Source organism: Methanolobus sp. ZRKC4 (assembly GCF_045291305.1).
In the GTDB taxonomy this organism is placed as follows: Archaea; Halobacteriota; Methanosarcinia; order Methanosarcinales; family Methanosarcinaceae; genus Methanolobus.
Window position 1 is genome coordinate 2,827,225 of record NZ_CP146983.1, and the last position, 15,618, is coordinate 2,842,842.

Consider the following 15,618-nt stretch of genomic DNA (forward strand, 5'->3'; position numbering starts at 1 on the left):
TTATACCTTACTTTACTATAATATTTCAGGATTTGCACCTTACGGGAAGATTGCAGCGTTCCAGAGCCCGGCGGTCTCGTTAAAACCGCACATGAGGTTCATGTTCTGAATTGCCTGCCCTGATGCACCTTTTACAAGGTTGTCAATGGCAGAGACGACAACTACACGGTTGTTATTTTCATCAACCTCAAATCCGATGTCACAGAAATTGGAGCCACGAACAGCACCAAGAGTAGGAATGCCCTTGATTACACGCACAAATGGCTTGTCTGCATACATATCCTCGTACAATGACCTAACATCATCCAGCGTGAGTTGTTCCTTTGTGAATATGTGGGCTGTGGTGAGGATTCCCCTGCATGAAGGAACTACATGAGGTGTGAAACTGATGTTTGTCAGGGAATTATCCAGACGGTTGAGTTCCTGCACGAATTCAGAAACATGCCTGTGTGTGGTCAATTTGTACGCCTGCACATTCTCAGCCATGTTCGGATAGTGTGATGTCTGTGAAGGCTCAACTCCAGCACCGGTGACGCCTGACTTTGAGTCAAATATCACTGAGCTGATAAGTCCAGCCTTTGCCAGCGGAGCAGCACCCAGTATCGCACCTGTGGGGAAACATCCCGGATTTGCGATGAATGTCTGTTCAGCAACCTCTGGATGGAGCTCCGGCAGACCGAACACAGCTTCCATGGGACTCTTATGCTCAAGATTATAGACGGATTCGAAGACATCTGTCTTGAGCCTGTAATCCGCACTCAGATCTATGACCTTTGTCTTCCCGTCAATTAGCTTAGGCACTATGTTCATTGCAGTACCATGTGGCACAGCCACAAATACCACATCGCACTTCGACCTTACTTCTTCAGGACTGAGATTCTGGAACTCAAGGTCCAGAAATCCCCTCAGATGCGGGTGTGTTTCACTAACATCCGTTCCTGCAAGCTTCCTTGAAGTAGCTACCGTAATATTAACCTCGGGATGGTTCAGGAGCAAGCGCATAAGCTCCCCACCAGTGTATCCCGATGCACCGATTATTCCTGCACTTATCATGATTCTCACTGTAAAATTATTATCAAATATAAGATGGAGAAGTGATTGTAGTGCTATAACGGTTACGCTTTGGGAGGGGAGATAAGGAAAGAGGAAAAAAGAAAAGAAGATTGTTGTGAATGAAAAAATAGACATCATTAATCTTGATTGTATTAAATACGAAAAATATACAAAAACAATTAACTTAATAACTATTTGTAGGATGATGGGTGTTTTATGGAAAGATTAATAATCCCCATCACCCATTATGAATTATGGCAAAAAGGAGATATCGAGTAGAACTCAATTATCCAAAGGGAAAAAACCCACAGTATTTTTTAGTGAAAGATGTATGGTTTAAAGGAAAAAAAGGTAAAGTAAGACAGTATCTTGGAACAACTCCACCTTCAGAAATTGATATTATAAGATATTCAGATGAACATGCATTTAATCTTGAATTTAAAGTCGCTGAAAAAAAAGCAGAATTTAGCAGCAGCATTTATGATTCTGCCTATTTGCCTTTAGATAAGGTTAAAGAAATAGAACGTCTTCGGTTTTTGTATAAAACATTTACTGAATTACTCACTACTAATGAAATTGGAGCTTATGAAGAGAATTTTGAAATACATTATGTTCAAGGAACAACTTCCATAGAAGGAAATACATTTTCAATACAAGAAGCTCGTGACCTCTTAATAGATGGTATTGTACCAAAAGACAAGACACTAAGAGAAATTAATGAAATTCAAAATTTTAAAAAAGTGAGAAGTTGCAGAGACAAATATAAAAATAAAGTTAATTTAGATTTCATTAAAAGCTTACATAGTCTTGTGATGGCTAATATAGATGTAGAATCAGCAGGTACTTTTAGGAGAACCGATGATATTGGCATAATGGGGTGTGACTTAAGAGTTGCTCCATCAATTATGATCGAAGAAGAATTGAACGACATTATAAAGGAATATTACGAAGGAATAGAAAAAAACAAGTATCCTTTTGAGCAAGCAGTATTATTCCATTATAAATTTGAAATGATTCATCCATTTGCGGATGGCAATGGAAGAGTTGGTCGCGAAATATTTAACTATATGCTATCAAGAGAAGGCTATCCAAAGCTTTTGTTTTTAGGCAACGATAGAGAATCATACATAGTTTCGCTAAAATATGGTAACAAAGAAGATTGGGAACCTATGGTTAAATTATTTACAAATTTAGTACTCATACAAAGATACGATATCCTAATTAATAATTTAAAGAAGGTTGTCATTCCGCCAAAAAGAGATGGGCAAATGAGACTGTCAGATTTTAAATTTGATTAAAATATATACCCTATATGAGAAACTCAATAAATAGAAACTGACAGCCATCTACTTATAAAGTATTCAACCAATAATTCCAAAAGGATGGTCGAATAAACCATCCTTTTTCTTAAGAATACAATCAGCTCAAACCATCAAAAACCAAAAAACTGTGATACTTTCAGAACTACATTTGCAACGGTATATCTAACAGTATTTACAAGACCTACAGACTCAATTACAATCTCACCATTGTCCTTTGCGGCAATGAACTCAGCCAATGGGTCTGATTATCTGAGAATGTTTCTTATTGTAGTTTCATTTGCACCAAGCAGAAGACAATGGATAAAAAAAAGTGACTGGAAATATAATCCTTAATTTTAAGCTTAATTAAGAACTATTTTTCTTTTTTGTACATACTATTTAACTTTGGGATAAGCCCATAAATATAAAGGATAAATAGAGGACTTAAAGCCCTCAATCACCCTTTTGCTTCCTTATAACAACTATTCCAAGCATCAGAACAATTCCAACACCTGTGATCCAATAGAGATAACCGGAATTATCATCGTTATCTGCTGGTGTTACTTCTTCCACAACATCAGATGCTTCAGTAATCACTTCCGGTGTTTCCACCGCAGTTTCCTTTACTTCTTCTGTATCGGTTCCGAACAATGCATACATTGAGAAGTGACTTATCATTGCTGTTGCTTTGCCGCTTTCCCAGTCAATAGTTGTTTTCAGGGCTTCCCATCCACCTTCGGATGTGTAAGTGTAGATCGTTGGAGCTTTGTCTTCAAAATCTTCCGGATTAAAATCGATGGCAATGAGAACTTCCTTGTTGAAGGTTGTTCCTGATGGTCCGAAGTCATAGTAAAGACCTGATTCAACGACCTCCGCAGGAGTATCCACAGGTAAGGATGCAGGTTTGGTGACTATGATCTTGCTTACCGGATTGCCTAAAGGATCTGTAGCTGCCGTTCCTTTGTAAAAGGTCAACGTTGTTTTTGTGTCTGATGATTTTGCAGTGGTGTCAGCAGATATTTCCCCACCATCATTTGCAGACAACTGGGTTTCTGTACCCTGTGATCTTACTCTTGAAGCAACTGAACTGCCACTGGAACCTGAGCTGGTTGAACTGGTGCTTATAGTTTCTTTAAACAAACCAAATGTACCAAATTCAGATAGACTTACAGAAACATAATTATCAGTGGTATTAAGTGAAGTTCCGGAAACTGCGAGCCATTCACTATTATTTAACCTGTACAATGCCACAGAATCCTCAAGGCTGCTACTCAGTCCTGAATCATCATAGAAGAATGTGAAATTCATGGTTGATACACTTGAATTGACAATCGTTACATAGCGATTCATACTGGTTTTTCCAGAAAGAGCTGTTGCAACAGTTTCAACCCCTTTGAGTTTAACGTCACTATCACTTACAAAGGATAACTCTGCGGAATTATTTGTTAACACAAGATTATCTATTATGTTATCAGAACACGAATCGACAATTAAATCATAATCGGAGTTATTTATTGCATAATTTTCTGTCAAAGTAGTATTTCCTGATCTATAAATAACAATACCAATATCAGAATTTGAAATGACAGTATTATTGATCAAAGCATTGTTGCTTGATGTAGAAAGATGAATGCCATTATCAGCATTTGCACTGACAATATTGTTAATAAAAGTATTGTTGCTTGAAACATAAAGGTCAATACCATCATCAGCGTTTGAACTGACAGTGTTGTTAGTCAAAATATTATTATCTGAACCGGTAAAATAAATGCCGTCCACGGTGTTGTTACGGGTGGTAATATTGTCAAGAATGGCATAATTGGAATTAATCAAGCGCACTCCACGATAATTACCAGAGGAATTGACATTCTGTATAGTAGAATTATTAGTATAGGCAAATAAAACCCCATACACTCCTTTTGTCAATTCAAGGTCTTTTGCTGTAATGTTTGTAGAATTTATTGCATAGACAAGTCCTGCATCTGCAGGTATCTCTGCATCTGAACGATTGACCCAGTAATAAAGTGGTTTGTTATCAACCAGGTTGCTTATGTCAATGTTATGAATAAACTGTTGCAGACTAGACCCATAAGCTCCAAAATTGCCAGAATTTGATGACATGGTGTTATTTATCATGGTAGTGTTGCTTGAATGAGAAAGATAAATACCGGAATCAGAGTTGGAACTGGCAGTATTGTTGCTCAAAATATTGTTGCTTGAATGGTAAAGATAAAAACCGTCTTCAATGTTGTTAACGGCGGTAATATTTTCAAGATTGATATAGTTGGAATTGATCAAATCTACCCCATAATAATTTCTTGACGCATTGACATTCTGTATCGTAGAATGATTAGTATAGGCAAATAAAACCCCATCTTCTCCTTTTGTTAATTCAAGATCTTTAACTGTAATATTTGTAGAATTTATCACACACACAAGTCCCGCATCCGCAGGTATCTCTGCATCTGAACGATTGACCCAGTAATAAAGTGGTTTGCTATCGACCAGATTGGTTGAATCGATGTTGTGTATGAATTCTTCCAGAGTATCTCCTTGAACTCCAAAATTATGAGTGTTTGATGCCATTGTGTTATTGACCATGGTATTGCTATTTGAAGAAGCAAGGACAATACCGCTCCCGACGTTATTGCTGGCAGTATTGTTGGTCAAAACACTGTTATTTGAAGAAGAAAGAACAATACCGTACCCATTGTTGTCGCTAGCAGTATTGTTGATTATTGTACTGTTATTTGAAGAATCGAAAATAATGCCTATCCCATTGTTATTGGCGATATTGTTGGTAAAAGCATTGTTGCCTGAAGAATAAACAAAAATTCCAAACATGTTGTCACTGGCAGTATTGTTGATAACAGTGTTGTTACTTGAAGAAGAAAGGTAAATACTGCAGAGTCCAGAGCTAACATTGATGCCATCTATAGTATTGAAACTTGATAATGACAGGATCACGCCAAATTCACTTTCTGATACCGTGACGTTTTCGATTGTTGAATTTTCAGTGTGCTCAAATAGGGCACCTCCATTAACAAAATTGTTGTTTTTTACATTGAGATAACTTGAATTATTAGTATAGACACCGTAATAATTGCCATTCAATTGGTTATCTGAAATGTTACAACCGGAAACAGATGAAACATATATACCAGAATTATCGGTGGACGTTGCACCGGTTATATTGAATCCACTAATAATGACATTGTCAGAACTGATATTGAAAACACTGTTACCTGATGACCGGACCACTGTGCTTGCTGACCCATTTTCAGAGATGATAGTGACGGTTTTATTAACTATTACATTCTCGGTGTAAGTTCCATCACTTACAAGAATAGTGTCACCTGAATTTGCATTTAAAACAGCTGCACTAATTGTAGTATAATTTTTTCCGCTCTCTCCAACTGTTATTGTTGCAGGCATGATCATGCCCAGTGGCTCTGTTGTCAGTTCGTATTCCTGCCCACTGGTTGTTGTTATTGCAGCAGATGTAATTTCGGCTGGCAGATCATGTGAGGCTAGCCTGAGCTCCTGCTCTTCGATCAGTCTTGTTGCAGCAGATGTAATTTCAATAGGTAGCTGATGTGTTGCTAGTATGTGTTGCTGCTCTTCATCCGTTATTTCTGTAGCAGATACGATTCCCATGCATGATAATAAGATCAACAGCACTATTGAATATCTGAATATGTGTAACTTTTTTTGATTCATTCCAAACACCATTAATATCAACTTGGATTATATTAACACTATAATACTTGTTTTAATATTTAATGTGCCCCACACACTTCCCATAAGTTATCATAATAATAAAAACAGTAATACAACAGCTTGATTCAGAGAAGAAAATAGCTTTTCTAAAATAAGAGTAGCAATTTACAAAATAAAATAGTAATTTCACAAAAATAAAGAAGAAGGCTTAAAGCCCTCCATCCTCCTTCTTTTTCCTTACAACTACAACTCCCATAATCAGAACAATTCCGGTACATGCGATCGAATATCTGATAATGAGTAATTTTTTTGAATCCATTTTTAGCACTAGTTATAGTAGCGATAATCAGAAGGCAAGTACATATATATTTATATTGCATATAAATATAGTATGCTATTTAAGCCTTCATTAAAAGAAGTGCTACAAACAGCGTTTTAAAAATGTCTGTTCTCTTTATATGCAAATTCTGTTTTTCAAGAATACTCTAAATTATTCTAAAAATAAAAACAAGCGGATGGTAAACTAAACCACCCCCTATACAATTACTTGATATTGCTTATAATGACTTTTATCATTAAAAACCAAAGAACTGTGATACTTTCAGCACCACATTTGCAACGGTGTATTTGACAGTATTTACAAGGCCTACAGGCTCGATAACTATCTCCCCATTGTCCTTTGCGGCAATGAACTCAGCCAATGGATCTGACGATTTGAGAATGCTTCTTATTGTAGCTTCATTTGCACCTACGATCATTGTTGCATCAAACTCTTCGTCTTCATCAACCTCTTCAAAGGTAGTGATGTAACCGTCTTCGGTGATTGCTTTTATAAATATTTCATCACCGTCGTCAGTGACTATTGCCAGTTCGATAACCTCATTTCCCAGAAGGGATTTAAGGTAAGAAGGCAGGTATTCGGCATTCACATTATATTCGTCGACCTTATTGTTGAGGTCATCAACTATGTCGGCACTTGCTACTGGCATCATCATCGCCAGCAACAACATCAATATGATTAGTATTTTTTTCATCCACTCACTCTCCATTTGGAATTCTTGTTTTTATTACAAAGAACTCTTTAATCATATATATGGTGTTAATTATAGTTATGCTTTTTCGCATCTGTAGAAAAATAAACAAGATTACATAATATTTAATTCATAACGCCGTTTTGGAATTCTTATTCTAAAGCAGAAATCAAAATTAGTGAATGATTCCCCAAATAGTGTCAGATCATATAAACAAAGCCAGAAACAAACTCAAAAAGGAATGGTCAACTAAACCATCCTCTTGTCCTCAGACAGAACCTCACGAGCATTAGCATTACAGGAACCTCAATAAGCACACCTACAACAGTTGCCAGTGCAGCTCCTGATGACAATCCGAAGAGCATCGTCGCAGTTGCTATCGCAACCTCAAAGTGATTTGAAGCCCCGATCATCGCCGAAGGTGCTGCATCTTCATAAGTCAGTTTCAGGAACTTTGCAAGCACATATCCAAGCAGGAATATAAACACTGTCTGTATGAAAAGCGGCACTGCTATCCATAGGATTGTCAGTGGCTGCGCAAGTATTGTCTCACCCTTGAAACTGAAGAGCAGTATAAGTGTAACAAGAAGCGCTACTATCGTAACCGGTGTCAGCAGAGGGACAAAATTCGTGTTAAACCATTCTTCACCCTTTGTACGGATAATCAGTCTCCTGGAAGCGTAACCCGCAGCCAGAGGAAGTGCCACATATATTCCGATCGACAGTGCTAGCGCCTCCCACGGTACGGGAAGCATCCCTATACCAAGCAGGAAACCACCCAGAGGACCGTAGAGAAACAGCATTGTCAGGGAATTGATTGCAACCATCACGAGAGTATGGCAGTCATTTCCGCGAGCCAGGTATCCCCATACCAGTACCATCGCAGTACAGGGAGCGATTCCCAGCAGTATGCAGCCTGCAAGATAGCTTCTCCATAGAGGAATCTCCAGCATCTTTATGCCGTTCTCCAGTACAACCGTACCTTCACCATAAGTCGCACCTACGGGAAGATCAAGCCCGAAAGGCATCTTTACAAGATCTGTTGCTTCCGGGCCAATGAAGCCTATGAAAACAGTACCCAAAAAGAAAAAGGATATCAAGTACATGCTAAAAGGTTTGATTGCCCAGTTGATGAATAGCGTAAGCCCCACAGGCTTCAGGTTCTGTCCGGCTTTGAGCACTTCCCCAAAATCGATCTTAACCATAATTGGATACATCATGAAAAACAGGCAGATAGCTATGGGAATAGAGACTACAGGTGCTCCGTCAACATATATTGCCAAACTGTCAAGATAAAGTGCCAGATCCGGTGCAAATCTTCCAAGCAGGATTCCAGCAATAATACAAAGAAAAACCCATAATGGAAGATATTTTTCAAAAAAGGCAAGACCTTGTGGCTGTTTTACGATGCATGCTTTTGTAGCCATAGAACTGATCCCCACAGATGTTCTTTTTATGATGCCATGAATATGAAACAGGCACGTTTAGTATTTTGACCCCAAAACATTCCCTATTCAGAAATGTTTTTCAAATACATTCAAAATAACGAGCTTAGAATTTATAAGGATTGTTCTAACGGTAAACTGATAAAAAAGAAAGGATGTTTCCACCTTATCTGGAAATGATCAATCAGACATTCACCTTGTAGACGGTCTGTCAAAGAAGATGTTCTTACCCTTGACACTCAGCGGAAGTCCCATAGCAACATCCGCATCCACAATATCAAAATAGCATGCTGCTGCTCCTGCCGTATATAGAACCCTGTTATCCACACACAGATCCTTTGCCTTTGCAGCCGCACACCCCACTGCAATTCCAAGGTCCATGTATTTGATCATACAATGAGGACCGGTAAATTCTTTTTTAACCTTCCTGGTTTCAAGCATTTCCTTGCAGGTCCCAAAGCCGCAAGCTCCACAGTCAAGACCACTTGCACCTGATGACTTCAAACCGATGAGGACTATTGCATCAGCATCCCTGACGTTCTTTGCATCCCGAATCAGGAATTTCAAACCCTTGATCTCACTTAACTCTTCCATTTTATTTGTAAGCTCGGCCTTTTCGGAATCATCCGGTATAAAGGTCACGATATCATCGATTCCTTTGCCTTTTGGTGCGGTTCTTGCAGCAACAAGAATGATCTTTGCAAGCGATTCGATAATCTCTGTCTCAGGATTCATTTTCATGAAGAAAAGAAAATGTTTCAATGATATTTATTCATTGAGATGAAAATAGTGCAAAGGGCAGGAATAAATATTCCTGCCACGAAAATATGCCAATTAAATGTCCAGAGTTATCAAATTCGGTTTATCATGGACCTCGAAACTGATCTTTTCAAAAGAAAGACCTTCCTTTTTCAGATTTGACTGTATGCATTCATCCACAATTTTCACAAGTTCTTCCTTCGGGACCTTTGTCACTGCACAGAGGAATTTAAGATGTTCTTCACCGGCGCCCTTCTCATCAAGTATCTCAACAACAGGCTCGCCATTTGAAGAGGTCAGGCTTCCCTTGACAAGACCTTCACTGTATTTGAAGTTGAACTTGATATGACCTACAAAGTCGGGGTTTACCGCCCTAACCTTATCCTTGATGTCCATAAGCAGATTGTCAAGCATTGTTGTAACCTTGTCGGAGTGCATTCCATTTGAGCTGATCGAATACTCTCCTGCATATGCCCCAACACCGGATTCTTCTATTGAGTTCAGATCCTCACGCTGCTGATGGAGCTCACTCTCACCAGTCAGCAGATCCATGAACCTCTCGAACTTCTCATCCACATTCTTTGCTGAGAACTCCACAACAATTACATCAGAATTTATCTCCAGAACCTTCTGTGTTGAAGAAGCTATGGCATCCCCGTCCGCAAGATCGATTTTATTGATGCAGACGATCTCAGACTCTACTATCTGGTTCTCGATGAAGCGAGGGATCTGGTCCCATTCAACACCTAACCTACTTGCATCAACGATCGTTACTACAGGTGCGAATGATACATCGCCGATGTCCATAAGCTCTATATGTTCCTTGATCTGAAGAGGGAAAGCAATACCTGTGGGTTCGATAATAACAACATCAGGGTCATAATCCTCAATGAGGGTCTGCAGGGTGTATTCCATACTTATCCTGAGTGAGCAGCATATGCAACCGCTTGTCAGCTCTTTTGTGACAAGTCCACCGCTTGAGATAGTCTCACCATCAACTCCAACCTCTCCTACTTCATTGACAATTATAGCTATTTTATGTCCTTTGTCGATCAGATGTTTACCAAGGTTTCTCAGAGTCGTGGTTTTTCCGCTTCCCAGAAAACCACCTATGATTATAATTTTCAATTGTTTCACCCTTGATTAGCACATAAGAGAATAACGAGCATAGAACACACTCGTTAGTAGAATATACTGTAATTAGATAATACCTAATTTTAATACTGAAAGCTTTTACAAAATAAATATCCATTGACAGGAAATTAGAATGAGGACTTATTGCTGCAATGGAAGGCGAATATGGATAATTGTCCCTTTTCCATCCTCACTTGTAACGTGTATATCGCCGCTGTGATCCTCAACTATTTTTTTGCATATATAGAGACCAAGACCGGTTCCACCATATCTGCGTTTTATCGAAGAATCAACCTGGTAGAAACGTTCGAACAGGTTTGGTATCTTGTCTTCAGGGATACCAATCCCTGTATCCTCCACCTCCAAATACAGAGAATCAGCTGATGCGTGTGCAGAGATAGTGATCTTGCCGTCCTGTGGCGTGAATTTAATAGCATTGTCTACCAAATTGACAAAAACATCCATCATCTTATCGTGGTCAGCAGTTATGACCGGCAGGTTGTCAGGAATATCCTTTATAAGTTTGATCTTTTTACCCTCAGCCTGAAGTGCAAGATCCTGTATCGAATTATCGATAACATCCATTATATTTACGTTCTCAAACGAATAACTCAGCTTACCTGCCTGTGCCCTGCTAAGATACAGAAGGGAATCCACAAGTTTGCGGAGACGTTCGGAATTGCGGATCACAGTGTCAACAGCTTTTTTCTGTTGTCCGTTCACTGGTCCGAGCGTACCGTCCGATATAAGCTGGCTGTATCCCTGTATGGATGTAAGGGGAGTCTTGAACTCATGGCTTACATTTGACAGGAACTCATCCTTCATTCTGTCAAGAGACGTCAGTTCTTCATTAGCATCTGAAAGTTCAGCGTTTGCTTTTGAAAGTTCAGCATTGACCTTAGATATCTCATCGGCATTTTCCCGAAGAGTATCCTCAGCTCTTTTACGTTGTATGAGCCTCCACATACCTTCCATGAACAATGTCAATTGCCTGAGATCGGACTTGTTATATTCTTCTTCCTTATTTCCAACACCTGCAGCACCTACGATTTTCTTGCCATCGAATATGGGGATGTTCATATAGCGTTTTAAAATGATATGACCTTCAGGATAACCATGCTTCAGCGGGGTGGGAGCTTCAAAATCATTGATAATGATAGCTTTTTTCTGCCTGATCGATTCTCCCCACAAGCCTGTGCTTTCAAGAGGATACTCAAGCTTCTTTCCCTTGACCTTGCATTCCTTCATTATATTCTTTGACCAGGAATACACGATAAGAATAGTGCCTTCTCATTCAGGAATGCAAGGTATCCCATCTTGCTTTGAGTAAGTTTTACAGCCTCTTCCTGCACGAAATCGGCTATTTCCTTGAATGTGTTATTAGTCATTCTGGTAAGTTTAAGGAGTGTTTCAAGCCGTGACTCATCCAAAAGCAAAGCCTCTTCAGCTTTTTTGCGAGCAGAAATGTCCTCGAAAATACCAATACCTCCAAGGAAAGTGCCATCATCTGCAATATTCGGACTATAATCTGCCTTGATGAAGATATCTTCACCACTTATTGCCGCATGATATTTCCCTTCGAAGTGGCCTGCTTTTCTGGAAAGAACATCACTAATCGCCTTTCTCATAACTTTGTCCTTAATGTGTGTCACCATGTTGAAACCAATGACAGCTTTTTTATCCTTCACACCTATTATTTGCAAAAACTTCTCATTGCAGTGGCTTACTATGCCTTTGTCATCAAAATGAAAAATACCCAAAGGAGAGTTTTCGAATATGAGACGATATTTCTTCTCAGCTTCAAGGACTGCTTCTTCAGCCTTTTTACGTTCAGATATATCCTCAAATACTCCAATACCACCAAGAAAAGTACCATCTTCTGCGATGTTTGGACTGTAATCAGCCTTAATGTAAATAGTTACATCAGTTGAAACTGTGTGATATTCACCTTCGAAGTGTCCGACCTTTCTTGAGAGAACATCATCCACAGCCTTTTTCATCTTTGGATCTACAATGGACTCAACCAGATCAAAACCTATGATATTCTCTCTCCTCCCAAGACCCATTATTTCCAGGAATTTCCTGTTGCAATGACTGATAACACCGTTTTTATCAAAATTGAATATTCCCAGAGGACTATTCTCAAAGATCATACGATATTTCTTCTCGGCTTCGATTATCGCTTCTTCTGCATTTTTACGGTCGGTGATGTCTATGACAATTCCCTGATAATAGGCAGGCTCACCGTCTTCATCCCTGATAAGGAACGATCTCTCTGTAACCCATCGTAGATTACCGGATTTTGTGAGCAGGCGATATTCCTTAGAAAAATACATCTTTCCTGATATCTCAAGTTGTGCAACATCATTGCGTACAGAATCAAGATCATCAGGATGGACCATATCCGTATATACAAAGTTGCCGGAAGTCAATTCTTCAGGAATATACCCAAACTGTGCAATGTTCTCTGAAACAAACTCTATAGGCCAATTCTCTTTTGCAGCCCAAAGAAAAGCAACTACCGGACTCTTCTTGTAGATATCCCCTTGTCTTTCAGCAGACATGAACTTGCTCTTTAAATTATTCTGGTCTATAGTCTGCTCTGTGGTATTACCAATTGTACCGAGCATCCCTGCATAGTCACCATGTTTATCCCTCAACGGGAACAAAACACCGCTATGATAGATGTACTGGCCATCGGGTTTTACGAAAGGAAATATATCGTAAGTTCGAGAGCGTAGGCTCTTCTTTGTCATATGGAAAATATCAATGAACCTGAGTTCATCAGCCTCAAGTTTCCGGGGCATGAGGGAGATTATTCTTGTGCCAATAACATCTTTCTTGAGCAGACCTGACAGGGACTCCATTCCCATATTCCAGTAAACTATATTGTCATGCTTGTCAATGGCCCAGACACCTGTCCAGACATTCTCTAATATATCATCGGGGAAAATTGCTTCTTTCTGTACGACCTTGCAAGATGAGGAGCTTTGAAGCAAGGTCCATCTGCCTTTCTGTTTTATGATGCTACCATCATGCATACCGATTATCTCGATTATCTCAGACCTTGTACGGGCTTCAAGTAAAAATGCGAACAAGCCGACGATACCTTTCGTTTTTATAAGGCCCATTGCCTTTTTTTCGTATTCAACGAACCTTTCCCATGCATCCTCGCCGACAATGGTGAACTTATCAACTACCCTCAGGCCATCATAACCTTCATCTATTGCAATATTGTAGAGTTCTTCCCATTTTTTGATATCCCTTTCAGAAACTGCACCTTCACCGGCAATGTAGCACTCGTTGCAGGAAGTTAGCATCAACTGGCCGTTTTCAAGATACTTGTCTACGTCAATTCCAGCACCTTTTAGCAAATCCTTTGCGTTGTCAGCGTCAAGCTGACCTGAAACTCCCCACAGGCAACATTCATTGTTCCTGAAACCTGCATCTAAGAAAGATGCCACTATATCCACAAACTCTTCAGTGTTCTCATACAGCAGGGAAAAATAACTCCCCTGAGTTATGTCCTCTATGAAATCAATGTCCGAATTGATAGTATGGATGCTGATAATATAACCCCTGTATGACAACTATTAGTGATGAATGATTTCAAAATTACGATAAATAAGAGTATTCAATTCTTATATTTAATTAATTACCTCTAATAACCTGAAAAATGGTTAAACGTGGTTAACCTGCATAATATATCCGGTATATCTTTCCTGCGTTATCATCGCTGACAAATAACGATCCATCATCAGCTACTATCACATCAACCAGCCTGCCACTGATGGTTGCAGCTCCAAGCCATCCTGTTGCAAAATCTGTGAGCTCTCGGGTGTCCATGTCAATACTGACCAGCTTGTACCCGGTCGGTTCCTGTCGGTTCCACGAACCGTGGAAACAAACAAAAAGGTCGCCATGATACTCTTCCGGGAAACTGTCACCATGGTAGAATGTAAGTCCCAATGGTGCTGAGTGTGCCTGCAGGTTCACAAAACTGGGCATTTTCCCAGTTTCATTACAGGGATTGCCAATGTATTCACTATCGTTAAAGTCAGTGTCGTAAATATTCGTACCATAACAGCTTGGCCAGCCATAATCCCCGCCTTCTTTTATGAGATTTATCTCATCAGGAGGAAGGTCATCCCCTAGCCAGTCTCTTCCGTTCTCAGTGGCATATAATTCCCCGGTTAGCGGATGAAATGCCATTCCCACTGAATTGCGAAGTCCCTTTGCAAATACCGAGAGATTATTTCCATCAAGCTCACTCTTTGATATGGCAGCCCTCATTTTGTTGGACTCATAGCAGACATTGCATGAAGAACCTACACTCAGGTAGAGTTCACCTTCATGGATTTTCACGGTCCTTGTATAATGACCGCCCGTGGGAAGAGCATCAATTATAATTTCCAGACTATCTTCATCAGCAACAAGGTCACCGTCATCATCCCTTACCCTGATGACCCTGCTCTCCTGCGCTATGTAGAACCAGCCGTCATAGTAGTCTATTCCATGAGGATGATCAAGGTCTGATATGAACACATCAACCTCATCAGCAACATTGTCACCATTTCGATCTGGAAGTACAGCTATAAGGCCCTTGTTTGGTATGGATACGAAAAGCAGACCATCCTTGATCATCATCATACGGGGACCAGGAGACGGTCCTCCGAATGATAGCAGGGTGCTACCCAGGTCATCGGCATATACATCAATGACAAAACCAGGTGGCAGGGTTATGCCTTCAACTCCTGAACCTGTCACGGTAGGTCGCACACCGAGATAGTTAGCCGAAAATATCACAAGGAAAATCATCACTACGAAAAGAACAGCTATCCACCACACTCTCAAACCTGATAACAATCGTGACATAAGCAACCCCTGTTAATTGTTGGAGCTGGAAGGATAAAAGGATTTGGGGATTTGCAACGAAGCAATTGAAAATATCAATAACGGCTCTGAATAAATATAATTCTCATTTTAACCATTCTATATGATTGCATGTAGCTATATTACCCGAACAAAAATTGCTTCAACTTTCGTTTTACATAATGATCAAATATTATTTTACGCCATCATATATAAATCACATAAAAGAACAAAAAGAAAGATAAAAGTGGTTAAATTATTTTAGCTAGGTATAGATATCACCCAACTTTCAAAGCATTTAAT

11 protein-coding genes are annotated in these 15,618 nt (G+C 39.5%); 1 reads left to right on the top strand and 10 read right to left on the bottom strand.

Annotated features, from left to right (window positions below; genetic code table 11):
* Positions 1-39 precede the first annotated feature (39 nt).
* The gene (argC, locus tag V7O67_RS13955; protein ID WP_342304271.1) at positions 40-1,053 is read right to left on the bottom strand and encodes an N-acetyl-gamma-glutamyl-phosphate reductase; all 1,014 of its coding nucleotides are present in this window, start codon (positions 1,051-1,053) and stop codon (positions 40-42) included.
* Between the two features lie 254 nt (positions 1,054-1,307).
* Between argC and V7O67_RS13960 the strand changes: the two genes are divergently transcribed.
* Positions 1,308-2,351 (top strand): Fic family protein, encoded by a 1,044-nt coding sequence (locus tag V7O67_RS13960; RefSeq protein WP_342304270.1) that lies wholly within the window; start codon positions 1,308-1,310, stop codon positions 2,349-2,351.
* Positions 2,352-2,485: 134 nt separating this feature from the next.
* On the opposite strand, the gene V7O67_RS13965 is transcribed toward V7O67_RS13960, so the two are convergent.
* The 9 genes from V7O67_RS13965 to V7O67_RS14005 form a co-directional block, all read right to left on the bottom strand.
* Positions 2,486-2,611, bottom strand: coding sequence for a hypothetical protein (locus V7O67_RS13965; RefSeq protein ID WP_342304269.1), 126 nt, complete (start codon positions 2,609-2,611; stop codon positions 2,486-2,488).
* 196 nt (positions 2,612-2,807) lie between these two features.
* Positions 2,808-6,074: a NosD domain-containing protein gene (locus V7O67_RS13970; protein WP_342304268.1), complete on the bottom strand. Its 3,267-nt coding sequence runs from the start codon at positions 6,072-6,074 to the stop codon at positions 2,808-2,810.
* 575 nt (positions 6,075-6,649) lie between these two features.
* Entirely contained in the window at positions 6,650-7,108 is a 459-nt protein-coding gene (locus V7O67_RS13975) for a hypothetical protein (RefSeq protein ID WP_342304267.1), read from the bottom strand.
* A 242-nt stretch (positions 7,109-7,350) separates the two neighbouring features.
* On the bottom strand, positions 7,351-8,532 hold the full coding sequence (gene arsB / locus V7O67_RS13980; protein WP_406670301.1) for an ACR3 family arsenite efflux transporter: 1,182 nt from the start codon (positions 8,530-8,532) through the stop codon (positions 7,351-7,353).
* 210 nt (positions 8,533-8,742) lie between these two features.
* Entirely contained in the window at positions 8,743-9,291 is a 549-nt protein-coding gene (locus V7O67_RS13985; protein WP_406670303.1) for a ferredoxin domain-containing protein, read from the bottom strand.
* A 93-nt stretch (positions 9,292-9,384) separates the two neighbouring features.
* Complete coding sequence (locus V7O67_RS13990; protein ID WP_406670304.1) at positions 9,385-10,446, bottom strand: CobW family GTP-binding protein; 1,062 nt, start codon at positions 10,444-10,446, stop codon at positions 9,385-9,387.
* Between the two features lie 138 nt (positions 10,447-10,584).
* A complete protein-coding gene (locus V7O67_RS13995) occupies positions 10,585-11,691 on the bottom strand; it encodes a sensor histidine kinase (RefSeq protein ID WP_406670305.1) in 1,107 nt (368 codons plus the stop codon).
* Positions 11,691-14,033: a PAS domain S-box protein gene (locus tag V7O67_RS14000; protein WP_406670306.1), complete on the bottom strand. Its 2,343-nt coding sequence runs from the start codon at positions 14,031-14,033 to the stop codon at positions 11,691-11,693. Before V7O67_RS14000 ends, V7O67_RS13995 begins: the two co-directional genes overlap by 1 nt.
* A gap of 100 nt (positions 14,034-14,133) precedes the next feature.
* On the bottom strand, positions 14,134-15,318 hold the full coding sequence (locus V7O67_RS14005) for a PQQ-dependent sugar dehydrogenase (RefSeq protein WP_342304262.1): 1,185 nt from the start codon (positions 15,316-15,318) through the stop codon (positions 14,134-14,136).
* Between the last annotated feature and the right edge of the window lie 300 nt (positions 15,319-15,618).